The organism is Nonomuraea sp. JJY05 (assembly GCF_043496855.1).
GTDB lineage: Bacteria > Actinomycetota > Actinomycetes > Streptosporangiales > Streptosporangiaceae > Nonomuraea.
In genome coordinates, this window is sequence record NZ_JBIEIS010000004.1 from 355,143 (window position 1) to 380,114 (window position 24,972).

The 24,972-nt window shown below is 70.3% G+C and carries 23 protein-coding genes; 9 read left to right on the forward strand and 14 right to left on the reverse strand.

Annotated elements, in window-relative coordinates:
- Nucleotides 1-36: 36 nt before the first annotated feature.
- Nucleotides 37-1,566 carry an MFS transporter gene (locus tag ACFKCF_RS07620; protein ID WP_394492064.1) on the forward strand — a complete coding sequence of 510 codons (1,530 nt, stop codon included), beginning with the start codon at nucleotides 37-39 and terminating at the stop codon, nucleotides 1,564-1,566.
- 14 nt (nucleotides 1,567-1,580) lie between these two features.
- A complete protein-coding gene (locus tag ACFKCF_RS07625; protein WP_394492066.1) occupies nucleotides 1,581-2,033 on the forward strand; it encodes a GNAT family N-acetyltransferase in 453 nt (150 codons plus the stop codon).
- A gap of 93 nt (nucleotides 2,034-2,126) precedes the next feature.
- Here the strand turns inward: ACFKCF_RS07625 and ACFKCF_RS07630 are convergent, their stop codons facing one another.
- The gene (locus tag ACFKCF_RS07630) at nucleotides 2,127-2,711 is read right to left on the reverse strand and encodes a TetR/AcrR family transcriptional regulator (RefSeq protein WP_394492068.1); all 585 of its coding nucleotides are present in this window, start codon (nucleotides 2,709-2,711) and stop codon (nucleotides 2,127-2,129) included.
- Between the two features lie 79 nt (nucleotides 2,712-2,790).
- On the opposite strand from ACFKCF_RS07630, the gene ACFKCF_RS07635 reads away from it, so the two are divergent.
- The 6 genes from ACFKCF_RS07635 (at nucleotide 2,791) to ACFKCF_RS07660 (ending at nucleotide 9,563) form a co-directional block, all read left to right on the forward strand.
- Nucleotides 2,791-4,161 carry an MFS transporter gene (locus ACFKCF_RS07635; RefSeq protein WP_394492070.1) on the forward strand — a complete coding sequence of 457 codons (1,371 nt, stop codon included), beginning with the start codon at nucleotides 2,791-2,793 and terminating at the stop codon, nucleotides 4,159-4,161.
- A complete protein-coding gene (locus ACFKCF_RS07640) occupies nucleotides 4,158-5,321 on the forward strand; it encodes an FAD-dependent monooxygenase (protein WP_394492072.1) in 1,164 nt (387 codons plus the stop codon). The genes ACFKCF_RS07635 and ACFKCF_RS07640 overlap by 4 nt, the downstream gene beginning before the upstream one ends.
- A 531-nt stretch (nucleotides 5,322-5,852) precedes the next feature.
- On the forward strand, nucleotides 5,853-6,134 hold the full coding sequence (locus tag ACFKCF_RS07645) for a metal-sensitive transcriptional regulator (protein WP_394492074.1): 282 nt from the start codon (nucleotides 5,853-5,855) through the stop codon (nucleotides 6,132-6,134).
- A 28-nt stretch (nucleotides 6,135-6,162) separates the two neighbouring features.
- Nucleotides 6,163-6,375 (forward strand): heavy-metal-associated domain-containing protein, encoded by a 213-nt coding sequence (locus ACFKCF_RS07650; protein ID WP_394492076.1) that lies wholly within the window; start codon nucleotides 6,163-6,165, stop codon nucleotides 6,373-6,375.
- Between the two features lie 239 nt (nucleotides 6,376-6,614).
- Nucleotides 6,615-7,322, forward strand: coding sequence for a hypothetical protein (locus ACFKCF_RS07655; RefSeq protein ID WP_394492078.1), 708 nt, complete (start codon nucleotides 6,615-6,617; stop codon nucleotides 7,320-7,322).
- Nucleotides 7,323-7,349: 27 nt separating this feature from the next.
- Entirely contained in the window at nucleotides 7,350-9,563 is a 2,214-nt protein-coding gene (locus ACFKCF_RS07660; RefSeq protein WP_394492080.1) for a heavy metal translocating P-type ATPase, read from the forward strand.
- 52 nt (nucleotides 9,564-9,615) lie between these two features.
- Here the strand turns inward: ACFKCF_RS07660 and ACFKCF_RS07665 are convergent, their stop codons facing one another.
- The 3 genes from ACFKCF_RS07665 to ACFKCF_RS07675 form a co-directional block, all read right to left on the reverse strand.
- The gene (locus ACFKCF_RS07665) at nucleotides 9,616-10,197 is read right to left on the reverse strand and encodes a class I SAM-dependent methyltransferase (RefSeq protein ID WP_394492082.1); all 582 of its coding nucleotides are present in this window, start codon (nucleotides 10,195-10,197) and stop codon (nucleotides 9,616-9,618) included.
- Between the two features lie 119 nt (nucleotides 10,198-10,316).
- Nucleotides 10,317-12,683: a heavy metal translocating P-type ATPase gene (locus ACFKCF_RS07670; protein ID WP_394492085.1), complete on the reverse strand. Its 2,367-nt coding sequence runs from the start codon at nucleotides 12,681-12,683 to the stop codon at nucleotides 10,317-10,319.
- Nucleotides 12,684-12,764: 81 nt separating this feature from the next.
- The gene (locus tag ACFKCF_RS07675; RefSeq protein WP_394492087.1) at nucleotides 12,765-13,244 is read right to left on the reverse strand and encodes a MerR family transcriptional regulator; all 480 of its coding nucleotides are present in this window, start codon (nucleotides 13,242-13,244) and stop codon (nucleotides 12,765-12,767) included.
- Here ACFKCF_RS07675 and ACFKCF_RS07680 point away from each other — a divergent pair.
- A complete protein-coding gene (locus ACFKCF_RS07680; protein WP_394492089.1) occupies nucleotides 13,231-13,968 on the forward strand; it encodes a methyltransferase domain-containing protein in 738 nt (245 codons plus the stop codon). The genes ACFKCF_RS07675 and ACFKCF_RS07680 overlap by 14 nt on opposite strands.
- Here the strand turns inward: ACFKCF_RS07680 and ACFKCF_RS07685 are convergent.
- From ACFKCF_RS07685 to ACFKCF_RS07730, 10 genes are all read right to left on the reverse strand, one after another.
- Nucleotides 13,940-14,311, reverse strand: coding sequence for a hypothetical protein (locus tag ACFKCF_RS07685; protein WP_394492092.1), 372 nt, complete (start codon nucleotides 14,309-14,311; stop codon nucleotides 13,940-13,942). The genes ACFKCF_RS07680 and ACFKCF_RS07685 overlap by 29 nt on opposite strands.
- A gap of 152 nt (nucleotides 14,312-14,463) precedes the next feature.
- Nucleotides 14,464-16,062: a flavin-containing monooxygenase gene (locus tag ACFKCF_RS07690; RefSeq protein WP_394492094.1), complete on the reverse strand. Its 1,599-nt coding sequence runs from the start codon at nucleotides 16,060-16,062 to the stop codon at nucleotides 14,464-14,466.
- Complete coding sequence (locus tag ACFKCF_RS07695) at nucleotides 16,059-16,973, reverse strand: alpha/beta hydrolase (protein ID WP_394492096.1); 915 nt, start codon at nucleotides 16,971-16,973, stop codon at nucleotides 16,059-16,061. Before ACFKCF_RS07695 ends, ACFKCF_RS07690 begins: the two co-directional genes overlap by 4 nt.
- A gap of 62 nt (nucleotides 16,974-17,035) precedes the next feature.
- Nucleotides 17,036-18,094: a hypothetical protein gene (locus ACFKCF_RS07700; RefSeq protein WP_394492098.1), complete on the reverse strand. Its 1,059-nt coding sequence runs from the start codon at nucleotides 18,092-18,094 to the stop codon at nucleotides 17,036-17,038.
- Complete coding sequence (locus tag ACFKCF_RS07705) at nucleotides 18,091-18,348, reverse strand: acyl carrier protein (RefSeq protein WP_350740127.1); 258 nt, start codon at nucleotides 18,346-18,348, stop codon at nucleotides 18,091-18,093. The genes ACFKCF_RS07700 and ACFKCF_RS07705 overlap by 4 nt, the downstream gene beginning before the upstream one ends.
- Nucleotides 18,349-18,353: 5 nt before the next feature.
- Nucleotides 18,354-19,544 carry a radical SAM protein gene (locus tag ACFKCF_RS07710; protein WP_394492100.1) on the reverse strand — a complete coding sequence of 397 codons (1,191 nt, stop codon included), beginning with the start codon at nucleotides 19,542-19,544 and terminating at the stop codon, nucleotides 18,354-18,356.
- Nucleotides 19,545-19,565: 21 nt separating this feature from the next.
- Nucleotides 19,566-20,534 (reverse strand): phosphotransferase family protein, encoded by a 969-nt coding sequence (locus ACFKCF_RS07715; protein ID WP_394492102.1) that lies wholly within the window; start codon nucleotides 20,532-20,534, stop codon nucleotides 19,566-19,568.
- Nucleotides 20,534-21,553 carry a MupA/Atu3671 family FMN-dependent luciferase-like monooxygenase gene (locus ACFKCF_RS07720; protein ID WP_394492104.1) on the reverse strand — a complete coding sequence of 340 codons (1,020 nt, stop codon included), beginning with the start codon at nucleotides 21,551-21,553 and terminating at the stop codon, nucleotides 20,534-20,536. The genes ACFKCF_RS07715 and ACFKCF_RS07720 overlap by 1 nt, the downstream gene beginning before the upstream one ends.
- A complete protein-coding gene (locus ACFKCF_RS07725) occupies nucleotides 21,543-23,006 on the reverse strand; it encodes an amino acid adenylation domain-containing protein (RefSeq protein ID WP_394492106.1) in 1,464 nt (487 codons plus the stop codon). The genes ACFKCF_RS07720 and ACFKCF_RS07725 overlap by 11 nt, the downstream gene beginning before the upstream one ends.
- Nucleotides 23,003-24,736, reverse strand: coding sequence for a condensation domain-containing protein (locus ACFKCF_RS07730; RefSeq protein ID WP_394492108.1), 1,734 nt, complete (start codon nucleotides 24,734-24,736; stop codon nucleotides 23,003-23,005). Before ACFKCF_RS07730 ends, ACFKCF_RS07725 begins: the two co-directional genes overlap by 4 nt.
- Nucleotides 24,737-24,972: the final 236 nt, after the last annotated feature.

The following is a 24,972-nucleotide window of genomic DNA, read 5'->3' on the forward strand; positions in this document are numbered from 1 at the left end:
GCTCATGCCAGGACATTCATCAAAAGGAACGCTTTCATGTCATCCGCGGATATCGACGACGGCCGGCGCGCCGGTCTCAAGCAATGGTTGGGGCTGGTGGTGCTGGTCCTGCCCGCCATGTTGCTGTTCATGATGCTCACCATCTTGTTCCTGGCCATTCCCCAGCTGGCCGCGGAGCTCCGGCCGACCAGCACCCAGACATTGTGGATCATCGACATATACGGGTTCCTGATGGCGGGGCTGCTGGTCACCATGGGAACGCTGGGGGACAGGATCGGTCATCGCCGATTGCTGATCGCCGGCGCGGTCGTCTTCGCCCTGGTCTCGCTGGCGGCCGCCGGCACCTCCGACCCCGCTCTGCTGATCCTGTGGCGAGCCGTCCTGGGAGTCGCGGCCGCCACCCAGATGCCCGCCACCCTGGGCCTGATCTTCGCCACGTTCGCCGACGCGCGCCAGCGGGGCGTCGCCGTCGGCATGTGGTCAGGCGGCATCTCGGTGGGCACCGGCCTCGGTCCCGTGCTCGGCGGGGCGCTGCTGGAGACGTTCTCCTGGCGGGCGGCCTTCCTGGTGGCCGTGCCGGTCATGGTGGTGGTGGCGATCGGCGCCCTCCTGCTGCTGCCCGACAACCGCAACCCGGCGGCGGGCCGGGTCGATCTGTTCAGCGTGGCGTTGTCGCTGGCGACGCTGCTGCCCATCGTCTACGGCGTCAAAGAGCTGGGCAAGGACGGCACGCTCGCGACGGCGCTGGTGAGCCTCGTGGTCGGGTCGGGGTTCGGCGCGTGGTTCGTGCTGCGCCAGCTGCGGCTGCCGGAGCCGCTGCTGGATGTGCGGCTGTTCGCCCACCGCGCGGTCAGTGGCGCGCTGGGCGTCTTCCTGCTGGCCGCGATCGCGCTCGGCGGCGTGTACCTGCTGGTCACGCAGTACCTGCAGCTGGTGGAGGGGCTCTCCCCGCTGCGGGCGGGGCTGTGGGTGCTGCCGGGGGCGGCCCTGCTGGTGCTGGTCTCGACGGCCTCCCCGATCCTGGTACGGCGGGTCCGCCCGGGGTATCTCATCGCGGCCGGGCTGGCCGTCCAGGTGATCGGCTACCTGATGCTCACCCAGGTCGGCGCCGTCGGCGGACTGCCGCTGCTGGTAGCGGGCTTCATGGTGCTCTATCCGGCAGTCGCGCCGTCCATGGCGCTGACCACCAACCTCGTCGTGGGCTCGGTGCCGCCGCAGAAGGCGGGCGCGGCCTCCGGGCTCGCCACGACCTGCAGCGACCTGGGCATCTCGCTCGGCATCGCCGTCATCGGAAGCATCGGCGCCGCCGTCTACCGTACCCGGATCAAGGGGGAACTGCCCGGCGGCCTGCCACCAGAGGCCGTCGCGGCCGGCGGCGACAGCCTCGACGGCGCGGTCTCGGCGGCACAGAGGTTGCCGGGCGAGCTCGCCGCGCAGGTCCTCGCCCCCGCTCGTGAGGCTTTCGCCGCCGGCCTCAACGTGGCGGCCGTCATCGCGGCGGTCATCGCGGGCGCCGCGGCGATTCTCGCGGTCCTCCGGCTGCGCCACATCCCGCCCACCGGCTGAGAAGGGAGGTCACCATGGTGTCGATCCGTCGTGCGACGGCCGGTGACGCGGCGACCGTTCTCGGCCTGATGCGTGAGCTCGCCGAGCACCAGAATCAGGGGGCTGCGATCACCGTGAGCGTCGATCGGATGGAAGAGCTGCTCAGGCGCCCTGAGGTCGTCTATCTGATCGCGGAGCGGGAGGGGCGGGCGATCGGTTACGTGTCCTGGCTTCAGCGGGTCAGCCTGTGGTCGGGCGGCGATTACCTCGCGCTGGACGACCTCTACGTGTGCGCCGGAGAGCGCGGCCACGGGGTCGGGGAACGGCTGATGCGGGCGGTGTCGGCCGCCTCGGACGGCAAGGTGATCCGCTGGGAGGTCGCCGAGACCAACGTGTCGGCACAGCGGTTCTACCAGCGCATCGGGGCCGGCCTGGTCTCCAAGAAGATCTGCCGATGGCAGGCGGTGGAGTCCCTCACCGCCGGGTAGCCATGACGGGTCCGCGGGCGAGCACCCGCTCGGCTTCCAGCACACGAGAGCTCCTCCGGCGAGGAGTCGAGCGGCCGGTCCAGGAAGCGCCGCTCAGCGCTCGATGAGTGCGGAGATCACCCGCCGCATGCGCTCGCGCAGGTCCGGGGCGTGCGGACCGCGGGTGAGAATGAGCTGGTGTGCCGCACCGACCATGGCGAGGGCCAGCGAGGCGGTGTCGGCGTCGGGAGGGACGCGGCCCAGCCGCTGTTCGGCCTCCAGGTAGGCGGTGAACATTCGTTCGCTCGCGTCCAGTTCGAGCGTGCCCTCGCCGAGCGCCTCGCTCAGGCGGGGCACGATGGACGGCCGGGCCAGCGCGAGCCCGGCCAGCGCCAGGAGGTTTCCGGCGGACAGCGTCTCGATGCCCGCCATCAGGTTGTCCGCCACGGTCGCGGTGCCGGCCCGCTCCGGCAGACCGTGCAGGCTCCGCGTCGCGGTCTGCGCCCGATCGACGAACAGCGCTGCCAGGAAGCTGTCCAGATCGCCGAAGTGGTTGTGGAGCAGCCCGGTGGCGACGCCAGCCTCGCGGGTGATCGCTCTGCCGGTCAGCCCGGAGGGGCCCTCGCGCAGCAGGACCTGCTCGGCGGCGTCGAAGAGTTGCTGCCGGACTTCGGGGATGGTGACGCCGCGCGGTGACATGACTCCGAACTCTACCCGCCTTGCCAGAATGAACACTCGCTCATACTGTATGAGCGAGTGTTCATTCTGAGGGAGGGATATGGAGACGAGAGAGTTCGTATGGACGCGCGGGCATGTGTTCGCCCTGGTCGCGCTCTGTTTGGCCCAGGTGCTCGACGCGGTCGACACCACGGTGGTGAACGTGGCGCTGCCCGCCATCGAGGACGACTTGGCGTTCGCGGCGGCCGACCTGTCCTGGGTGGTGAACGCGTATCTGGTGCCCTTCGGCGGGTTCCTGCTGCTCGGCGGCCGGCTGGGTGACCTGCTCGGGCACCGGCGGATCCTGATGGTCGGCATCGCGCTGTTCACCGGGGCGTCGCTGGTGGCCGGGCTGGCGCAGAACGGCGGCATGCTGATCGGGGCACGCGCCGTGCAAGGGCTGGCGGCGGCGTTGGTCGCGCCGATGACGCTGGCCCTGATCGCCCTGATCTTTCCCGAGGGGCGGGCGCGCAGCAGGGCGTTCGCGGTGTGGGCGACGGCGACCGCGGTGAGCAGCACGCTCGGCCTGGTCGCGGGCGGGCTGTTGGTGGACGGCCCGGGCTGGCGGTGGATCTTCTTCATCAACGTACCGGTCGGGGTGCTGTTGCTGCTGGCCGGGCGTTTCCTCCCCGCGCCGGGCGTCGTTCGCCGGAAGGGCGATTTCGATGTCGTGGGTGCGGTGACCGCCACCGTCGGTGTCGGGCTGGTCGCCTACGCGGTGCTGCGTACGCAGTGGTGGCTCCTGCTCGCCGGCGTGGCGTTACTGGCCTGCTTCGCCTTCCACGAGAGCGCCGTGGCCCGGCGGCCACTCGTCGACTTCGCCCTGCTCCGCAACCGGTCCGTGTCAGGGGCCAACCTGATTCAAGCGATACGGGCCGGCGCGCTGTTCGGAGCCTTCTACCTGGCCACGCTGTTCATGCAGCAGGTGCTCGGGACCTCGGCGCTGATGACAGGGCTGGCGTACATGCCGCTGACCGTCATCATGATCGGCGCTTCCTGGGCCGCCCCGACGCTCGTGCGCCGCTTCGGCATCCGGGCGGTGGTCACGTCCGGGATGCTGGTCGCCGCCGGGGGATTGCTGTGGCTGGGTGCGATCTCGCCGACGGGCGGACTGCTGGGGAACGTGGTCGTGCCGCTGGTGGTCGCCGGCTCCGGGTTCGGGATCGTGATCGTCCCGCTCGCCGACGCCGCGCTGTCCGGCGTCGCGCCGTCCGACAGCGGGGTTGCCTCCGCGCTGCTCAACGTCAGCGCTCAGCTCGGCGGCGCGCTGGGCCTGGCGGTGCTCGCGACCACGGCTGCCACGCGTGCCGGTGAGCGGCCCGACGCGGCGGCGCTCACCGACGGCTACGGCCTGGCCTTCGTCATCTCCGCGCTCCTGATGGCGCTCTGCGCCGCGACCGCGATGGTGTTCTTTCAAAGGAGACAAGCATGACGGCAAAACGAGCGATCATCGTAGGCGCGGGCATCGCGGGCCTGGCCGCCGCGCTGCGGCTGAGCCGGATCGGCTGGGAACCTCTCGTCGTCGAACGTGCCCCGTCGCGCAGGGAAGGCGGCTACGCGGTCGTGTTCTCCGGCCTCGGGCACGCCGCCGCAGAACGCATGGGCTTACTGCCCGCGCTCCGAGAACGTCAGGTCGACGCCTTCGACCTCGCCTACCTCCGCGCTGACGGCCGCCCGCGCTTCAAGATTCCGCACACCACCGTGCGGCGCCTGCTCGGCGACGGCGGCATGGCCCTGCTGCGCGGCGACATCGAGGACGTGCTCTACGAGGCGGTGGCCGATCACGCCCACATCAGGTTCGGCACCACCGCCACGGCCGTGGCGCAGGACGACGAGGGAGTCGACGTCACGCTCAGCGACGGATCCACGGAGAGGGCGGACCTGCTCGTGGGCGCTGACGGCCTGCATTCGACGGTACGAGAGCTCGTCTTCGGGCCCGAAGAACGCCACCGGCGCGACCTCGGCCACGTGGTGGCCGCGTTGACCCTGGACGAGCTGCCCGACGGGGCGCCGGAGCGGGCGTTCACCACGGTCACGGCCGTCGGCAGGACGTTCACGATCGCCGACCTCGGGCGCGGCCGGGTCGCCGCGTTCTTCACCTACAGCGCCGAAGACCCCGACGCCGAGCTGGCCAAGGGGCCGCGTCGCGCTCTGCAGCAGGCCTATCCCGGCCAGCACTGGGCCATCCCGCAACTGCTCGCCGGCCTGCGCGAGGAGGCCGTCTACTTCGACAGCGTCAGCCAGATCGTCATGGACCGGTGGAGCCGAGGTCGCGTCGCGCTGCTCGGTGACGCCGCCTGGTGCGTCACCCTCTTCGCCGGGTACGGCTCCTCCCTGGCCGTGGGCGGCGCCGACCTGCTCGGCACCGAACTCGAACGTCACCCTGCCGATCTCCCCGCCGCGCTGCGGGCCTGGGAGGACGCGCTGCGGCCGGAGGTGCTCGAAAGGCAGCGCAAGGGGCGCGCCAACACGGGCGTGCACGCTCCCCGTAACCGGCTCGAGCTCGCCATGCGGGACCTGCCCCTACGGCTGGCCACCGTGCCTCCGGTGACCCACCTGCTCAGCCGCCACCTCAGCCTCCACAACCAGTGAAGTACGGCTTCACCGCGTCGCCACTGGTTCCACCCGCGACAACGTGCCTGATCATGGAGGGGGTACGGATGTTATCGTCCGTCGCATGATTGAACTGATCGCTCCCACGGCACGGCTGCATTCCTCGTGGCTCACGGCGCGTGAGGAGTGGCAGCCTGGTGCTCACCAGGACGGGGCGGGCTTGCGATTGGTCGCTGACGATGACCTCGACAGTCCGGAAGGGTTCGCCTCACGGGTGGAGCGATTGCGCCGGCAGCGCAGCCGTCAGAGAACCTCCGGGGGGTATACGAGGTGCAGATGGCCCCATCGGGGAGGGTGAGCGTTGCGCGTGACTCCATAGCTCGGCTGCGTAGATGCAAGAGTCCGTTGTGCAGACAGCACGAAACGCATTGAGCTGCGACGACGTGTCCGGCCGGGGCTGGGGTCTCGTGTCGCCGGTCGCCTGTGCTTCGCAGCGTGAGATCGGGGGATTTCTCCGTTTGGAATACGGTAGGGGGGTATGGTACGTTCAAGGAGTCGGAAGGGGGAGACATGGTCGGATACAGCGGCAGCAAGCAGGACCAGCTGCGCCGACTGCGCCGGATCGAGGGTCAGGTGCGGGGGCTGCAGCGGATGGTCGAGGACGACAAGTACTGCATCGACATCCTCACGCAGGTGTCGGCGGCGACCAGTGCCCTGCAGTCGGTCGCGATCTCCCTGCTGGAGGATCATCTGGCCCACTGCGTCGCCGAGGCCGCCGCCAAGGGCGGGCCGGAGGCTCAGGAGAAGGTCAAAGAGGCTTCCGACGCCATCGCGCGGCTCGTTCGTTCCTGACAGACATCACCGGAGAGGGTTGATCGACATGGCTACCGCTACCTACACCGTCAAGGGCATGACCTGCGGCCACTGCGTGAGCTCGGTGAAGGAGGAGGTCGGTGAGGTGTCCGGGGTGACCTCGGTGGAGGTTGACCTGGCCAGCGGCCTGCTGACCGTGGAGAGCGAGAGCCCCGTGGACGCGGCGCAGATCGTCGCGGCCGTGGAGGAAGCGGGCTACGAGGTGGCGATTCCGGCATGAACGCGGCAACGAGGTTGGGTGCTTACATCGTGGGGCTGGCCGTCGTCTTCGGCGGCGCCCTGGGCGTCGGGAACGCGGTGGGGGAGGTTGCCCCGACTCCGGCGAAGCCGGAACACGGGACGACCCATTCGACTCCCGCCGCTGACAGTCATGGCGGTCACGCGGAGGCCACCGCGGCAGCGCAGGACAATACCCCTGGGGGGCTCCAGGTGTCCCAGAGCGGTTACACCCTCAACCCCTTGACCACCGTCAAAGCCGGCGAGCCCACGGACTTCCGCTTCACGGTGACGGGCCCCGACGGTAAGCCGGTGACCGGCTATCAGGTCGAGCATGACAAGAAGCTGCATTTCATCGTGGTGTCGCGGGATCTGGCGAGCTTCCAGCACGTGCACCCGGACATGTCCGCCGACGGCGTGTGGTCGGTGAAGCTGACGCTGGACGACCCGGGTGCCTACCGGGCCTTCGCCGACTTCACCCCTACCGGCGGCAGCGGCCTGACTCTTGGCGCGGATCTGCTGGTCGCGGGCGACTACAAGCCGCAGCCCCTTGCCCAGGTGGCCCGTACGGCTGAGGTGGACGGGTACACGGTCTCCTTGGCGGGTGATCTCGTGCCGGGGCAGGCGAGCAAGCTGACGCTGAGCGTGAGCAAGGACGGCAGGCCGGTGACGGACCTGCAGCGGTATCTGGGGGCGTACGGGCATCTGGTGGCGTTGCGGGCCGGTGACCTGGCCTACCTGCACGTGCACCCGGAGGAGAGCGTAAAGGCGGGGCCGGAGATCACCTTCTACGCCGAAGTGCCCAGCGGCGGTGATTACCGGTTGTTCCTGGACTTCCAGCATGACGGCAAGGTCCGTACCGCGGACTTCACCGCTCAGGCCGGTGCCGGGCAGCCCAAACCCGCGGCGGAGCCGAGCGCGAGCCCTTCTCACGACAACCACCCGCATTGATCGCAGGACACGAAGAAAGGAGACGTGATGTCTTCCCTGACTGAAGGCAGGGCTGTCGAGCTGTCGATCGGTGGCATGACCTGCGCGTCCTGCGCCAACCGGATCGAGCGCAAGCTCAACAAGCTCGAGGGCGTGAGCGCGACGGTGAACTACGCGACGGAGAAGGCGAAGGTCACCTTCTCCGAAGGCGTGGACCCGCAGCAGCTGGTCGCCGAGGTGGAGAAGGCCGGTTACACGGCCGCGCTGCCCGCCCCGCCCGCCGAATCCGGGACCGGGGCCGAGCCGGAGCCGGATGACGAACTGCGGCCGCTGCGCCAGCGCCTGATCACCGCGGTGGTGCTGAGTGTGCCGGTGGTGGCGATGGCGATGGTGCCGGTGTTGCAGTTCACGAACTGGCAGTGGTTGTCGCTGGTGCTGGCGGCGCCGGTGGTGGTGTACGCGGGCTGGCCGTTCCACAAGGCGGCCTGGACCAACCTGCGGCACGGCGCGGCGACGATGGACACGCTGATCTCGGTCGGTACGCTGGCCGCTTTCGGCTGGTCGGTGTGGGCGTTGTTCTTCGGCAGCGCGGGCACGCCGGGGATGACGCATCCGTTCGTCTTCACGATCGAGCGCAGTGACGGGTCGGGCAACATCTATCTGGAGACCGCGGCGGCGGTGACGGCGTTCATTCTGGCCGGCCGGTATTTCGAGTCCCGTTCCAAGCGGCGGGCGGGGGCGGCGTTGCGGGCGTTGCTGGAGCTGGGTGCCAAGGAGGTGGAGCTGGCCGATGGCCGGCGTGTCCCCACCGGGCAGCTCGAGGTGGGTGACACGTTCGTGGTGCGGCCTGGTGAGAAGATCGCCACCGACGGCGTGATCGTCGAAGGTAGCTCGGCGGTGGACGCCTCGATGCTGACCGGGGAGTCGGTGCCGGTGGAGGTGCGGCCGGGGGACGCGGTGACCGGGGCGACGGTGAACGCGGGTGGCCGGTTGGTCGTCCGGGCCATCCGGGTGGGCGCGGACACGCAGCTGGCGCAGATGGCCAGGCTGGTGGAGGAGGCGCAGACCGGCAAGGCGGCGGTGCAGCGGCTGGCCGACCGGATTTCGGGGATCTTCGTGCCGATCGTGATCGCGCTCGCGGTCGGGACGCTGGGGTTCTGGCTGGGCAGTGGGGACGGGGTGGCGGCGGCGTTCACGGCGGGGGTGGCGGTGTTGATCATCGCGTGCCCGTGCGCGTTGGGGCTGGCCACGCCGACCGCGTTGCTGGTGGGTACCGGGCGGGGCGCCCAGCTGGGCATTTTGATCAAGGGTCCGGAGGTGCTGGAGTCCACGCGTAAGGTCGACACCGTGGTGCTGGACAAGACCGGCACGGTCACCGAGGGCAAGATGACGCTGGTGGCGGTGCATCTGGCCGAGGGGGAGACCCGTGAGGAGGTCCTCGCGCTGGCGGGTGCGCTGGAGCATGCCTCGGAGCACCCGATCGCCCAGGCCGTCGCCCGCGCGGCCCGGTCGGAGGCGAGCGTGGAGGATTTCGCCAACGTCGAGGGGCTGGGCGTGCAGGGGATCGTGGACGGTCACGCGGTGCTGGTCGGCCGCCCTCAGCTGCTGGCGGAATGGTCCCAGCACCTGCCGGACAGCCTTCAAGATGCGCTGGAAACCGAGCAGGCCAAGGGCCGGACGGCGGTGGCGGTCGGCTGGGACGGCAAGGCGCGGGCCGTCCTGGTGGTGGCCGATGTCATCAAGGCCACCAGCAAGGAGGCGATCGAGCAGCTGCGGGCGCTCGGTCTGCGGCCGGTGCTGTTGACCGGGGACAACGAGGCGGTGGCCCGGACGGTGGCGGCCGAGGTGGGCATCGATGAGGTGATCGCCGAGGTGTTGCCCGCCGACAAGGTCGAGGTGGTCAAGAGGCTGCAGGCCGGGGGTCGGGTGGTGGCCATGGTGGGTGACGGGGTCAACGACGCCGCCGCGCTGGCGCAGGCTGATCTGGGGTTGGCGATGGGTACCGGTACGGACGCGGCGATCGAGGCTTCGGATCTGACGTTGGTGCGGGGTGATCTGCGGGTGGCCGCTGACGCGCTGCGGCTGTCGCGCCGCACGCTGGCCACCATCAAGGGGAATCTGTTCTGGGCGTTCGCCTACAACGTGGCCGCGTTGCCGCTGGCCGCGCTGGGGTTGCTCAACCCGATGATCGCGGGTGCGGCGATGGCGTTCTCAAGCGTGTTCGTGGTGAGCAACAGCCTGCGGCTGCGCCGCTTCAAGTAGGGAACCGGCTTCTGTGGCCCGAAGGCGATCATCGCCTTCGGGCTACAGGGGTTCACCCGGCCTTTTCGAGAACGGTCAGATTCTTGAGCTCGTGGCGCCGCGTCGGCTCGCCCAGGGCGTGAGCGATACGGGCCAGCTTCTCCTCAGGCAGAGCGTTCTTCCTGGCGATCGGGGAGCGGCCGGCGGCGCTGTGCCAGGCGATGAGCAGCCTGCCACGTGGCCGGGCCACCCGACGCAACTCGCGGATACCCGCCTCCAGGTCCGGCCACATCGCCACGTTGTTCACCGAGACCACGACGTCGAAGCTGTCGTCGGGAAAGCCCGTGTCCGCCGCGGTGCCGAGGCGCAGTTCGATGTCGCGCCCGCGGTTGTGCCGGGTCGCCTGACGCAGCATCCCGGGCGACGGGTCGATGCCGCAGACCCGCTCGGCCTCGATGTGACGCAGCAGGCCGCCCGGCCCGCATCCGACCTCCAGCACGCTGTCCTGTTTCCCGATGAGCGTCACGAGTTCGCCCGGGTCGTTGAGCCACAGCATGAGTCGCCCTGCCAAACGCCCGAGGATTCCCTGCGGAAGGGCGAACGGAGAGCGGATCGGCTCGTCGTACGCCCATGACTGGATCTCGTTGGTGGCCATGCCCTCAGCCTCGCGGTTCAAGTCGGGACCCATATTCCGCGGGTAGGCTGCCCGCCATCTCCGCCTCAACACCTCGGCTCTGCCGTACTGCGAGGAACGAGGCCTGGTACGGCCGGCGCTCAGTCCCCGGCGGCGGCATGGCGCGGCAGGCGGAGCCCCTTGAGGGCGAGTGCGTTGACCGCGACGATGAAGCTCGATCCGGACATCGACAGGGCGGCGATCTCCGGCCGCAGCACCAGGCCGAAGGCGGGTTCGAAGACGCCGGCCGCGATCGGCAGCGCGATCGTGTTGTAGCCGATCGCCCAGCCCAGGTTCTGGCGCATCTTGCGCAGCGTGCCGCGGCCGATGGCCAGCGCCGTCGGGACGTCGAGCGGGTCGGAGCGCATGAGCACCACGTCGGCGGTCTCGATGGCGACGTCGGTCCCGGCGCCGATCGCGATGCCGAGATCGGCCTGGGCGAGCGCGGGGGCGTCGTTGACGCCGTCGCCGACCATCGCGACCTTGCGCCCGCCGCGCTGCAGTTCGGCGATCTTGGCGGCTTTGTCGCCCGGCAACACCTCGGCGATCACGGTGTCGATGCCGAGCCGGTCGGCGATCCGCCGGGCGGTGGCCTCGTTGTCGCCGGTCAGCATGACGACCTCGACACCGGCTTCGTGCAGCGCGGCGACCGCAGGGGCGGAGCTGTCGCGGGGAGCGTCGGCGATGCCGATCACTCCGACGGCGCGCCCGTCCACGGCGGCGATGACCGCGGTACGCCCGCCCGCGGTCAGTTCCTCGCGCCGGGAGGCCAGCGGGCCCAGATCCACGCCTTCGATCCGCATCAGCTTCGTGTTGCCCACCACGACCCGGCGTCCGTCCACCTGAGCCGTCGCACCGTGGCCCGGGACGTTCTCGAACCCGGCGGCCTGCAGCACGCCCGGAGCGTGCGCGTCGGCGTAGCGGACCACGGCCTCGGCCAGCGGGTGCTCGGACTCCCGCTCGACGGCGGCCACCAGCGGCAGCAGTTGCGCCGCCTCCATCCCGTCGGCGATCACCTCGGTGACCTCCGGCTCGCCCCTGGTCAGCGTGCCGGTCTTGTCCATGACCACAGTCTGGACGCGGGCCGCGGTCTCCAGTGCCATGGCGTTCTTGAACAGCACGCCGCGCTTGGCGCCCAGGCCGGTGCCCACCATGATCGCGGTAGGGGTGGCCAGGCCCAGCGCGTCGGGACAGGTGATCACGACGACGGTGATGGCGAACAGCATCGCCGTGCCGGCCGCCGCGCCCGCCAGCAGCCACGCCACCAGGGTCAGCCCGCCGGCGACGAGCGCCACGAAGACGAGCCAGAACGCCGCCCGGTCGGCCAGACGCTGCCCTGGAGCCTTGGAGTTCTGGGCCTGCTGGACGAGCTTGACAATCTGGGCGAGGGCGGTGTCGGCGCCGACCTTGGTGGCCCGTACGCGCAGGGTGCCGTTCTTGTTGATGGTCGCGCCGACCACGGCGGAACCGGGGGCTTTATGCACCGGCAGGCTCTCGCCGGTGACCATCGACTCGTCGACCTCGCTCTCGCCCTCCATGACCTCGCCGTCGACGGCGATCTTCGCGCCGGGACGGACGAGCAGGACGTCCCCGGCCACGACCTCGGCGGTGGGGATCTCCACCTGCTCGCCGTCGCGGATCACCACGGCCCTGGGCGGGGCGAGGTCGAGCAGCGCGCGGATCGCGTCGTTGGCGCCGCCTCTGGCCCGCATCTCGAACCAGTGCCCCAGCAGGACGAACGCCGCCAGCACGGTCGCGGCCTCGTAGAACACCTCGCCGCCGCCGGTCAGCGTGATGTACACCGAGTACAGCCAGCCCGCTCCGATCGCCACGGCGACCAGCACCATCATGTCCAGCGTGCGGGCCCGCAGCGCCCGTACGGCGCCGTCGAAGAAGATCCACGAGGAGTAGAAGATCACCGGCAGGCTGAGCAGCAGCGCCCACACGTCCTCGCGCAGCCCGAACGGCACCGGCACGTCCAGCCCCAGCACTTCGCGCCCGATCGGCGACCAGATCAGGATCGGGACGGACAGCACCGCGGCCACGAGGAACCGGTTGCGCATGTCGGCCACCATGGCGTCCATCGACATGGCGCCATGGCCCCCGTGCCCCATCATCTCGTGCGGCGACGGACCCGCCTGCTCTCCATGCTCGGCAGGGGCCTCTTGGGCGGCCGAAACGACGCCTGGCGGGTCGGGCTCTGCCAGGGGATCGCAGACGTGCGACGGTACGGACTGCCCTGCGCAGTGGTAGCCGCATTCCTGCACCCAGCGGCGGAGCTCGGCCAAGGACGTGGCCCTCGGATCGAACACCACGACGGCGCTCTGCCCGACCGGGTTCACCTCGACCTCGATCACTCCAGGGCGGCGGCTCAGAACGGCACGCACCACGTTCTGCTCCGAGGCGCACTGCAGCCCGCTCACGTCGAGAACCGCCGTGCTGCGATCCTTGGTGTCCCCGGTCGTCATGGTTCGCCTCCACCCGCCCGGTAACGCGCGATCTATTATCAGCCATAGTAGACGTCGTCTCCCGGGCGCCATGTGCCGACCTCAAGCACTCCTGATGGCTTCGGGGACCCGCTCTGCGACCGCGGACTGGAAATGGGGGCAACCGGCCAAGTCCTCGTGATCGCAGTCCAGCGCGCCGTCGATGAGCTCAAGCGACGCCTGTGCCCCGGCGATGCGCCGGGCCAGCTCCTCCCGGCGGCGCAGCAGGACGGCCCGCCGTTTCGCCGCGTCCGAGGTGGCCATCATCTCGTGGATCTCTTCCAGGCTGAAGCCGGCTTCCTTGCCCCGCAGGATCACGGCCACCCGGTAGAGGTCGTCGGGCCCGTAGCGGCGGCGCGCTCCTTCGATGCGGGCCGGCGTGATCAGGCCCATCGCCTCCCAATGCCGCAGGACATGCGTCGCCAGGCCGAACCGCTCCGCGATTTCACCGATGCTCATGGTCGCACTTGACTTCATGTCGACATTAAGTCGCATGCTTGCCCCCATGTCCAAAGACAACAACGATTCGATGCCATCACTCATCAAGCTGCTCGACGTCGCCGACGCGTTGCCCGGGGCCATCGCCTTGCGTGCGCGCTCGTACGATCTGCTCACCCTCCCCGACGGCGCGGCAGTGGTGGACGTCGGCTGCGGTGGAGGGCGCGCGGTCGACGAGCTGGCGGAGCGCGGGATGAGATCGATCGGCGTGGACGTCAGCGAGGAGATGATCGCGGTGGCCCGCCACCGCCGGCCGCATGCGGACTTCCGGATCGGCGACGCTTTCGACCTGCCGCTCGACGATGGACAGGTCGCCGGATACCGGGCCGACAAGGTCTATCACGAGCTCGCCGACGCGGCCAAGGCGCTGGAGGAGGCCAAGCGGGTGCTCGCCCCGGGCGGGCGTATCGTGCTCGTCGGGCAGGACTGGGACGCGTTCATCATCGACTCCGACGACCCGGCGCTCACCCGGGCCATCGTGCACGCCCGTGCCGACCTGATCCCGAATCCCCGTGCGGCCCGCCGCTACCGCAACCTGCTTCTCGACGCGGGCTTCGAGGACGTCGAGGTGGAGGCGCACGTGGGCGTCTTCACCGACACGGCCATGCTGCCCATGCTCACCGGCGTCGCGGAGGGCGCCCGCGCGGCCGGAGCCATCACCCACGAGCAGGAAAGGGCGTGGGTGAGCGATCAGCGGGCGCGCGCCCAGGAAGGACGCATGTTCCTGGCGCTGCCCGTCTTCATGGCGTCGGCGTCGCGACCGGGGTAATAGCGCCACCTGCGGCTGGAAGCGGATCAGGCGGATATGAGGCGGCGGAGAAGGCCGCCGAGCGGCTCGCCGCCGTCCACACCTCCGCGGCCCGCCTGCTGAACTGCGCGCCGGACGAGATCGCGCTCGTCGACAGCGCGACCCGCGCGGCACGGGCCTGCTCCACGTGCGGCGTACCGCGCTCGACCGGCTCGACCCGCCCTTCCTCGACCTGCACCGCGCCCGCTGGGTCGAGCCCGCGCGCTACGAGGTGCAGCCGGGCGCACGCCGCTTCGAGAACGGGGAGTACGGCGTGGCCGCCCGGCTGCCGGGTGCACGACCAAGGGGCCGAACGGTGCGGCATCGTCACCTTCACCCTCGACGGCGAACCCGCTGAGCAGATCAGGAAACGACTGGCCGGCCGATCGATCAACGTCCGCGTCTCACATGCTCCGTCACGCTCCTGGACATGACCGATCGGGGCCTGCCGTCGGTGGTGCGGGCCTGGGTGCATTACTACAACACCGAGGCGGAGAGCACGAACCCCGCGTAGCCGTCCGCCGCGACCTGATCGCATTTCTGCCGGTAGGCGCCGACGCCGCCGACGTACGGCATGAACACCCGGGGCTTGCCGGGGATGTTGGCGCCCAGGTACCAGGAGTCGGCCCGCGGGTAGAGCGTGTGGCCGGCGACCTGGTTGACGTGCTCCACCCAGGCGTCCTCGGCCAGTGGGTCGGCGTCGATGGTGGCGATGCCGCCGGCCCGCAGCCGTCGCAGGCAGTCGGCGATCCAGTCGACGTGCTGCTCGATGGAGACCATCATGTTGCTGAGCACGGACGGGCTGCCGGGGCCCGTGATGGTGAACATGTTGGGGAAGCCCGCCGTCATCAGCCCCAGATACGTACGCGGCCCCGCCTGCCACTTGCGCCGCAGCGACAGGCCGCCCTTGCCGGTGATGTCGATGCCGAGCAGCGGACCGGTCATGGCGTCGTAGCCGGTGGCGTACACGATCAGGTCGGCGGCGTACTCGGCGCCGGCGGTGCGCACGCCGGTCGGGGTGATCTCCTCGATCGGCGCGGCACGCACGTCGACCAGGGTCACGTTGGGACGGTTGTAGGTGGCGTAGTAGCCGGTGTCGATGCAGATCCGCTTGGTGCCGATGGGATGGTCCCTGGGCGACAGCAGCTCGGCCACGCGTGGATCCGTGACGATCTCGCGGATCTTCCGCCGGACGAACTCGGCGCTGATCTCGTTGGCCGCCGGGTCGATCGCGGTGTCGCCGTAGGCGCCGAGGAAGGCCACGCCGCCCCTGGCCCAGCGGGTCTCGAACTCCCGCAGCCGATCCTCCGCCGTCGCCTCCAGCGCCGATGCGGTGTTGGAGGTGCCCATGACGCCGGCGGCGGAGGTGCGCATGCCGGCGCGGAGCTCGGCGTAGTTGGCCTTGACCCACCGCGCGTACTCCGGATCCATGGGCCGGTTCCAGGCCGGCAGGCTGTAGTTGGCGGTGCGCTGGAACACCGTCACGTGCTCCGCCTGCTCGGCGATCACCGGGATGACCTGGATGCCGGAGGAGCCGGTGCCGATGACGGCGACCCGCTGCCCGGTGAAGTCCACGCCCTCGTGCGGCCACCGCCCGGTGTGGTGGCTGGGCCCCTCGAAGGAGCCGGCACCGGGGAAGCCGGGGATCCGGGCCGCCGACAGGCAGCCCACCGCCGTGATGAGGTACGTCGCCGACACGTGGTCGCCGCGGTCGGTCTCCACGCGCCACAGGTTCGCGGTCTCGTCGTAGCCGGCGCGGGTCACCCTGGTCCCGAACCGGATGTCCGCGCGCAGGTCGAAGCGGTCGGCGACATGGTTGGCGTAGAGCAGGATCTCCGGCTGGGACGGGTAGCGCTCGCTCCATTCCCACTCCTGCTGGAGCTCCTCGTCGAAGGAGTAGGAGTACTGCATGCTCTCGACGTCGCAGCGGGCGCCCGGGTAGCGGTTCCAGTACCAGGTGCCGCCGACGCCGTCGCCGGTCTCGAAGACGCGGACGCTCAGGCCCAGGCCGCGCAGCCTGTGCAGCATGTACATGCCCGCGAAGCCCGCGCCGACGACGACGGCGTCGTACCTCATCGCAGGCTCCCGTCGATCGCCTCGGCGACCATGGTGATCGCCTCCGCGCTACCCGGGAGCACGTTCACCATCGTGAAGAAGACATGCATCTGGCCCTCGAACCGCCTGGACAGCACCGGGACGCCGGCCTCGCGCAGCCGCTCCGCGTACGCCTCGCCCTCGTCCCGCAGCACGTCGTGCTCGGCGGTCAGCACGACGGCCGGCGGCAGGCCCGACAGGTCCCCGGCCCGCAGCGGGGAGGCGTCCGCGTTCGCCCGCGTGGCCGGGTCGGGCGCGTAGTGGTCCCAGAACCAGACCATGCTGTCGCGGTCCAGCATGAGCTGGTTGGCCGGGTCGGTGTAGGAGGCGTTGTCCAGGTCGCAGTCGGTCACCGGGTAGACGAGGACCTGCAGCGCGATGGCGGGGCCGCCCTCGTCGCGGCTGCGCTGGGCCACGACGGCCGCCAGGTTGCCGCCCGCGCTGTCCCCGGCCACGATGAGCGGCAGGTCCGGCTCCTTCGCGGCGGCCCAGCACAGAGCGTCGTAGGCGTCGCGGGCGGCGACGGGGTAGCGGTGCTCGGGGGCGAGCCGGTAGTCGACCAGGACGACGGCGCAGCCCGTCCGGTGCGCCAGCGTCCTGCCCAGGGTGTCGAACTCGTCGAGGCCGCCGATGACCCAGCCGCCGCCGTGGTAGTACACGATCACCGCTCTCGGGTCCTCGGCCGGGACCAGCACGCGCGCGCCGAACGATCCGCCGTCCGCCGCCCGGATCACGGCTTCCTCCACGCGGGCCATCTCCGGGCCCTTGCCGTACAGCTCGCCCAGCGCGCCGCCCATGGCGCGCGCCTCCTCGGGTGTCATCTCGTGCAGCGGCTTGCCGCCCGCTTCGCTCATCTGCTTGAGGAACTGGACCGTCGCGTCGTCAAGGGACATGGAAGGTCACCTCACCAGGGCCTTGGAACGTGGCCTCAAAGTAAAATGCGGAGTGCATCGCGTCAACGGAGCGCAGCCAGCTCCCGCGCGTAATCGCGGGGCCGATCCCGCAGGTCGAGCAGGCGGCGGTGCATCGGCGCGAGCGGTTCCAGAGCGAAGCCGGTGTCCCGCCACGCCTCGAACGTGATGCCGATGCCCAGGTCGACGCAGAACTGCACGTTTCGGTCCTCGTGCTCGCCGTACCCCTCCAGGCAGATGATCGGCGTCGCCGCCGTGAACGCGTCGAGGATCGTGCCCCCGCCCAGCTTGGCCATGATCGCCACTGCGTGCCTGGCCAGGTCGAGTGCCTGGTGATGGTCCTCGGCCTGCTCGTACACCGGGGGCGCATCGGCGACGATCTCCCCGAAGGGCGGGAAGCCGTCGTCGTGCCACGGGCTCCAGGAGGGGTCCATCATGAAGCGGCGCGAGCCGGGAGCGAGGCCGGGGGCCTCGCCGACGTCGCGTACCACGAGGTCGAGCGGCAGTCCTTCGGCGCTCAGCTCCGCGGCCCGCTCCAGGTACGTGCCCATCGACCAGCCGCCGCCGTGCGCCAGGACGCGCCTGTCCCGATCCTCCCAGCGCAGCGGCGGCTCGGTGGTGGCCCTGATCGTCCAGGGGATGTCGTTGCCGGCGGAGTCGAACAGCCACACCTCCCGGTGCCTGTTCAGTGACCCGGTCCGGCGGGCGAAGGACGGCGAGTTGGCCGAATCGGCATGGCACACGTCGACGGGCACCGCCCCGAACTCCTCCGCGTAACGCTCCACGACGGGCAGCCAGAGACCGCTGAAGACGACGAACCGGTGGACCGCGTCGTCACGCCAGCGCTTGCGCACCGATTCGATCAGCTGCGGGTCGAAGGCGTCCGACAGGTTCCGGAACAGGCGCTGGCCGACCCGGGCGAGACGGAAGTCCCGCTGGTACGCCTCCTTGCTCGCGGAGATCTTGTCACGCCGTTCCGGCTGCCAGAACGCCTCGGCCAGGAAGACCTCGCTGGGGGTCCCGAGCTCCTGGAGCCGTCGCCTGAGCAGCAGGCCGGTGACGTGAGCGCCGAGCCCCGGGCCGCCCGTCAGGATCGCGATCATGCCAGGGCGTTGACATGCGACAGGACGAAACCGCAGAAGGCGCGGATGGAGTACAGCCCCTCGATGTCCAGCCGGTCGAAGTCGAGCTCCACGTCGAACCTCTCCTCGACCATGAACAGGAAGTTGATCAACTGGATGGAGTCCATGCCCAGCTCGCGGATGATGTCCGCGTCGTCGCCGAGCTCCTCCGCGGCCCAGTCGTCGCCCAGGGCCTCGGCCAGCATCGACTTGATCTGCGGCAGGAGGTCGTCCATCTGGTTCACACTCCGTTCTCGTAGAGCGATGAGCACTTCGAGCAGACCGGCATCAGGCCCGTCGCGCGCAGCGTGGTGCGCACCCGGCGGAAGGCGGGGCTGTGCCAGACCTCCGCCAGTGTCCCGTCCCTGATGTCCCCGACGATGAACTCGGGGAAGAACTTGCACGAGCTGACCTTGCCGTCGGCGTGCACCTCCAGCCGGCTGGAGACCGCCAGGCAGGTGGACTTGCCCGCGACCAGCCGACTGCGGCCGAGGGCGAAGTCGGTGACGTCGTCGAGCGTCACCTCGGGCGTGTAGCGGATCCAGGGCCGCCACACGCGTCCGGCGAGCTTTTCCATCGACTCCCGCAGGACGGCGATGTTCTCCGGTTCGAGGTGGTAGGTGTAGGAGTGCCAGGTGGCCTGCCCGGGCGGGGGCGGCGGGTTGAGCCAGGCGAAGTCGCGCGCGTACACCTCGTCCATCCGCGCGGCGGCCTCGGGGGTGATCCACCAGGGCAACTGGAAGAAGACCGAGTGGAGCTCGAGCTCCTCGGCCCACTCCATGAACTCGTAGAGGCGGCCCGCCGTCGCGTTGCTGACCATGGAGTTCACGGTGACCTCGCCCTGATACTCCCCGCTCCTGCGCAGGTCGAGCAGGGTCTTGAGGTTGCGCTCCGTCCTGGAGAACGACCTCGGCCCGCGCAGCGCCTCGTGGTCGGCTTCGAGCCCGTCGAGGCTGACCGTCAGGTTGAGGTTGCTGCCGAGCTTGAGCAGGTGCTCCAGGTTGCGCTCGACGAGGAGACCGTTCGTGCAGATGTTGACCTTGCGGGGGTAGCGGAGAAGGAGCTCGACCAGTTCGGGCAGGCGGCGGTACATCAGCGGCTCGCCGCCCCACAGCCAGGTCTTGGGCTTGGTCGCGTCCGTCTCGCGCAGCAGCCGCTCGAGCACCTCGATGTCCAGCTCGGCGGTGACCCGTTCCCTGCTGTAGTCGCGCAGGAAGCCCTGGTCGTTCCACTGGAAACAGTGATCGCAGCGCAGGTTGCAGGAGTAGGTGAGTTGCAGGCTGAGCTCGCTGGGCAGGCCGGTCGCGTAGCCGGGATCGGCCCCGACCCCCCTCTTGGTCCGCGACCGCACCGTGAGCTTGCGCCGGACGTCGGCGAACTCCGTCGGGGTCAGCGTCCTGCTGGATCGATTCTCCGTCAGCTTTCTTTCCACTTGCTCATCTCCCTGCGCGCTTCAGCGGATCAGCTGTTCGAGGAGCCCTTTCACGACACGGTCATGGCGGTCGGCGTCATCGAAGCCACGGGGCCGCTCCTCGATGATCATGATCAGGTAGAGGTAGGTCCGGTAGAGAGCGAGCCGGGTGAGCGCGCTCTCGGTGAGCTCGAGGCGTCCGCCGGCCTGCCGGTAGCCCCGCAGCAGGTCCGGGTCGTGCTCGGCTCTGCCGTACACGTCGAGGGAGACGAAGTCCGCCAGCGGATCCCCCCAGAACGCGCGTTCGTGATCGATCAGCGCCGCGATGCGCGGCGGCCGGCGGTCGAGGTCCAGCAGGATGTTGCCGGGCCACAGATCGAAATGGACCAGGGCGGGCTCGGTGACCTCATCGAGCGCGCCGGCCTCGGCCCGTACGGCACGCGCGATCTCGCCGGCCGGCCAGGGAAGGTCCGCGTCGAACCGGACGGCGTCGGCGAGCAGGCCGTCGACCATGGCCAGGAAGGCCTCCTTCCAGGTGGCGGCCCTCATCCGGGGCAGGTGCGGGTAGCCGAACTCCGTCCCCTTAATGCGGTGCAGCGCGGCGACGTGCTGCCCGAGCGTGCGGCGCAACTGCCTGGACTCCTCCTCGGCCAGCCGTTCGGCCGCCTCCGACCAGGGAATCCCTTCGACCGCGGTCATGATCAGATGCGGTACGGGGCCATCGAGGCAGGCGTGGAGCAGCCGGGGCTGCGGGACGCCGGTCCCTTCGGCGAGGGGGTAGAACAGCGCCTCCGTCCGGATGATGTCCCGCTCGTAGGCGAGGAGTCCGGCATCGCCGGGAGGGCTCAGCTTGAGGACCACCTCGGAACCGTCGTCCAGCCGGACGCGCCACAGGGCGGCGAACGTACCCGCTCCGAGCTCTCGCGCGGCGACGGCGCGGCGTCCGAGGGCGCGATGGACGAGCCCTTTTACCTCGGCTTCGGGCAGGCGCCTCTTGGTGTGCGCGGCCATCAGTGATCACCGCTGTTCAGCAGCTTGCCCAGCTGATCCAGGCTCCCGAGCACCGCGGACGTCTCCAGGCCGAAGTCGATGAGGCAGGCGATCTCGTCCACGCCGATCGCCGCCAGCCGGCGGACCCGTTCCGCCGCGACGTCCGGCTCGCCCAGCAGGCCCGCCTCGTCGAAGAAGCGTTTGACGGCTCTGCGCGTCATGAACTCGACGCCCTTCCGGCCGAGCGCGGCGGGGTCGACGTTGCGCGCGGAGCCCGCGCTGGAGCCCAGGTGCAGGCCGACCGAACTGCGGACGTACGCCGTCAGCGCCTCCCGCACGGCGTCGGTCGGCGGCCCCAGGTAGGTGTGCAGCATCACCACCACGTCGCCGGGCCTGCCGTCGAGCCCCGCCCGGTATTCCTTGATCTTGAGCGCCAGCTCGTCGACGCTCTGGTTGAGCAGGTTGGTGAGGACGCCGACGCCGAGGGTGCCGGCCGTACGGAACGTCTCGACGCTGCCGGAGCTCGTCAGCCAGACTGGGAGCTCCGGCTGGACCGGAGGCGGGAAGATGCGGACCGGTTGTTCCTCGCCCACCCCGGTGACGACGGTCATCTCGTCCCCCCGCCACAACCGGCGGACCTGTTCCAGCGTCTCGACGGTGATGCGGGTCCGGTCGGCGTACGCGCCGGGGTTGAAGGCGAAGTCCACCGCGTGCCACCCGGAGGCGAAGGACACCCCCACCCGCCCGCCGGACAGGTTGTCGACCACCGCCCAGTCCTCGGCGATGCGGATCGGGTGATGCAGCGGGGCGACCACGCTGCCCGCGCGGACGGCCACGCGTTCGGTGACCGCGGCGACGGCCGCGCCGGTCACCGCGGAGTTCGGATAGAGCCCGCCGAAGGCGTGGAAGTGGCGCTCCGGCGTCCACACGGCCGTGAAGCCGTGCGTGTCCGCGTAGCGTGCCCCCTCCAGGAGCAGCTCGTAGCGGTTGGCGGAAGGTTGCGTGCTGTCGTCGGCGAAGTAGAACAGACTAAAACGCATCGGCTCTTTCTCTTCCGCGGGTCTTCTCCGGAGGCTGGGGTAGCCGGGGGCGGTCGACCTTCCCACTCAAGGTCCGTGGCAGTTCGTCGAGCCGGACGAACACGGTGGGAATGACGCCGGGCGGGAGATGCTCGCGCAGATGGCGCAGCACCTCCTGCTCGTGGTGGCCGTCATCGGCGACCACGTACGCGCAGAGCTTCTCATCGGCGAGGACGACGTGGGCGTCGTGGATCCCGGGACAGCGCATGAGCACGTTCGCCACGTCGTCGAGCTCGACGCGCACGCCGTTCACCTTGACCTGCCGGTCTCGTCTGCCCAGGAGCTCCAGAGAGCCGTCCGGCCGGAACCGCCCGAGGTCGCCCGTCCGGAATCGGTGCGGATCGGACGGGTCGAAGCCGCCCTGTTGTTCCCCGAGGTAGCCGTGGAGCGGGAAGGGCGTGCGCAGCTCGACCTCGCCCGACTCCAGCAGCCGCACCGCCACGCCTGGGAGCGGCTTGCCGACGGGGATCGACTCCGCCGTCGCGTCCGCGGCGGTGACCCGGTGGAAGAGCTTGGTCATCGTGGTCTCGGTGGGGCCGTAGAGGTTGATCAGCTCCTTCTCCGTCCCGAACAGCGCCTGCCAGGAGCGGACGTCGGAGGGGCGCAGCGCTTCGCCCGCCAGCAGGACGGTGCGCAGCTCGCTCAGCGACGCGGGTGCCAGATTCACCGCTCGGAGCGTGCGGAAGACCGTGGGGACGCAGTGGAGGATCCGCACCCGATTGCTCTCCAGCCAGTGGGCGAGCCCCTGGCCGCTGCGGGCGCTGTGCGGGGCCACGACCATCGTCCCGCCCGAGCACAGCGGGACGAAGGCGTCGCGCAGGAAGGCGTCGAATCCGGGAGAGGTCAGCGAGGAGACGCGCGTCCCCCTGCCGGCGCCCAGGAGGTCGATCTCCCACGTGATGAAATGCGTGATCGCCGGGAGGCTGCCCACGACCCCCTTCGGCCGGCCCGTGGTGCCCGAGGTGAAATAGACGTAGCCGGGGCCGTCCGGCTCGCCGGGGTCCCATCGTGCCGGCTCCACCGCGTGATCCCGTACGTCCCGGGCGTCCAGGGTCCGGAACCCCTCCCTGCCGGCTCCGGCCAGGGCCGGCGATCCGGCCCGGTCGACGACGACGGCTCCCGGCCGCAGGTCGTCGATGGCCATGGCCAGTCGCGCGGGCGGCGTCCGTACGTCCACCGGAGCGAACACGCGGCCGCAGGCCATGGCCGCGAGCATCGCGGCGACGGTCTCCACCGGATCGGCGCACACGATGAGCACGGGATCGCCGCCCGGGACGGCGTCGAGTTCCGCCAGGTGTCCCGAGGCTCGCACGGCCAGGTCGTGGTAGGTGGCGGCCCGGTTCCTGGTGTCGATCGCGATGTCCTGGGGATGGGCCTGAACGTGGCGCATCCACCGGCCGGCGACGCCGGTCATCCCGGGTGTCCTGTCGTACGGCCCGCGCCCTGCGCCACCACGGGCCGGCTCAGCCAGGCGTCCAGGTCGGTCACGTCGTCCGGGGCGCGATCGCAGAGCACGTAGCGGCGGGGTGTCATCGCGGTGGGCCGGTGGCGCAGGCCCTCCATGCAGAGCGCGTGTGCCTCTTCGGCGGATCCGACCCGCGGGCCACGGGCGAGGAAGGCCACCAGCGGCTCACCCCGGACCTCGGGGAAGACCCGGGCGGGCAGCGGGGTGAGCACCTCGTCGAGGAGCCGCTGCACCTCGCCGACCTGGATCCAGCACGAGTCGACCGGCAGCCAGTCGCCGTCGCGTGGAAGCGGAGCCAGCCCGGTGACCTCGTCCATCCTCCGGGGGCTCAGATCCTCGGAGGCCGCCGACAGGAGGAGGCTCTCGATCGCCAGCAGGATCCGTTCGAGCTCGTCCCTGGGGACCCGGTCCAGGTGGCCGGTCCACAGTCGCAGGCGGAGCGTCTCCTCCGCGGCGAACAGGTCGAACCTGAGCATGACGTCGGTCTCCACCATCGGCGTCCAGGTGAGGGCGGTCTCGGCCGGCGCGCTCGCAGGCTGGGAGTCGATCCGGCCCACCACGAGATTGTTGAACAAGGGCTCGAAGCAGAAGCGGACACCCCGCCGGTGCTGGGCCTGTTCGGCGAGGTGCGTGCGTTTCTCGACGTCGTAGATGCCGTGCTTGCCCGCCTTCACGGTCGCCAGCCAGGCCTGATGGACGCATGCGTCGAAACTCATGGAGCGCAGGTCGACGCTCATGGGGGCCGACTGCACCAAAGTCCCGAGGTAGCCCGCCGACCGGCTGTCGTACCGGTTGCTGGAAAGCGTCAGGAAGTCACCGGTGGAGTGACCGGTGCGCTGGGAGAGCACGGTGCAGATCGCCGCCAGCACGATCGCCGGGCGGCCGAACCCGGCGCGCGCCTCTATCCGGGCCAGGGCCGCCGCCGCGGCCCGCGAGCACAGTTCGGCGGCGACCGACTCGCGCGGCGAGCCCGTGGAGGCGGCCGTGTAGAGGTGGTGCGGTGCCCGGTTCAGCACGCTCTCCCACAGCGCCAGAGCGCTCGCCGTACGGCGCGACAACGGCGGACGCCGCTCGGCCCAGGCCTGGTCCAGCGGCTGATGACGGACGTCCCCGACCTCACGGTCGGCGGGGTGGCCCACCATGCGTGCGAACTCCCGGCCGAAGACGGCCAGGCCCAGGAAGTCCGCGGTCAGGTGAGAGAGGTCCATGACGCCGGCGAGGACCTCGCCGCCACGCGTGGCCAGGGCGACGCGCAGCGGATGCGTCGTGGGGTTGCACGGGGGGCGCGTGTCGAGGAGGGTTCCGAGCTCCGCCGCCAGCGTGCCGGCCCCGGCCGGCCCGGTGCCGGCGTCGAAGCGGTGGATGATCAGCTCACCTGCCGCGGCGACCCGCTGGGCCGGGGAAGAGCCGGTCACGTACGTGGAGCGCAGCCCTTCGTGGCGGGCCAGCAGGACGGCGAAGGTCTCGGTGACGTCGTCCAGCCCGGTGCCCCCGGGCAGCTCCAGCACCCACCGCATCCAGCCGTGCGACTCGGGAAAACCGTCCAGCCAGCGCAGGATGTTCAGCTGGCCGAGGGTCAAGGGCCCCTCGCCGGCGCGATCGCCCTGGAAGGAAACGACGATCGGTTCGCACTCCGTCAGCGTGAGCTCGTGCGTGAGCGCGCTGGAGACATTCGGCATTGACGCAGATCACCCTCGCAGTCACGTGCTCGCGTGGACCGAAGGACACATGTATCCCTGCATTCAGCCCATCGCAGAGCCCGCTCCTGCCGAAACTTTCGGACTGCCCCCGATAAGCTAGCCGGAGCGTATGTGACCACTTTCTGATCGTCAAGAGCCGTGTTGATGGGCTGCCGGCCGCAGAGGTGAGTCCATTGACCGACCCGCAGAACCGGACATACGCTGCGCAAGATTTC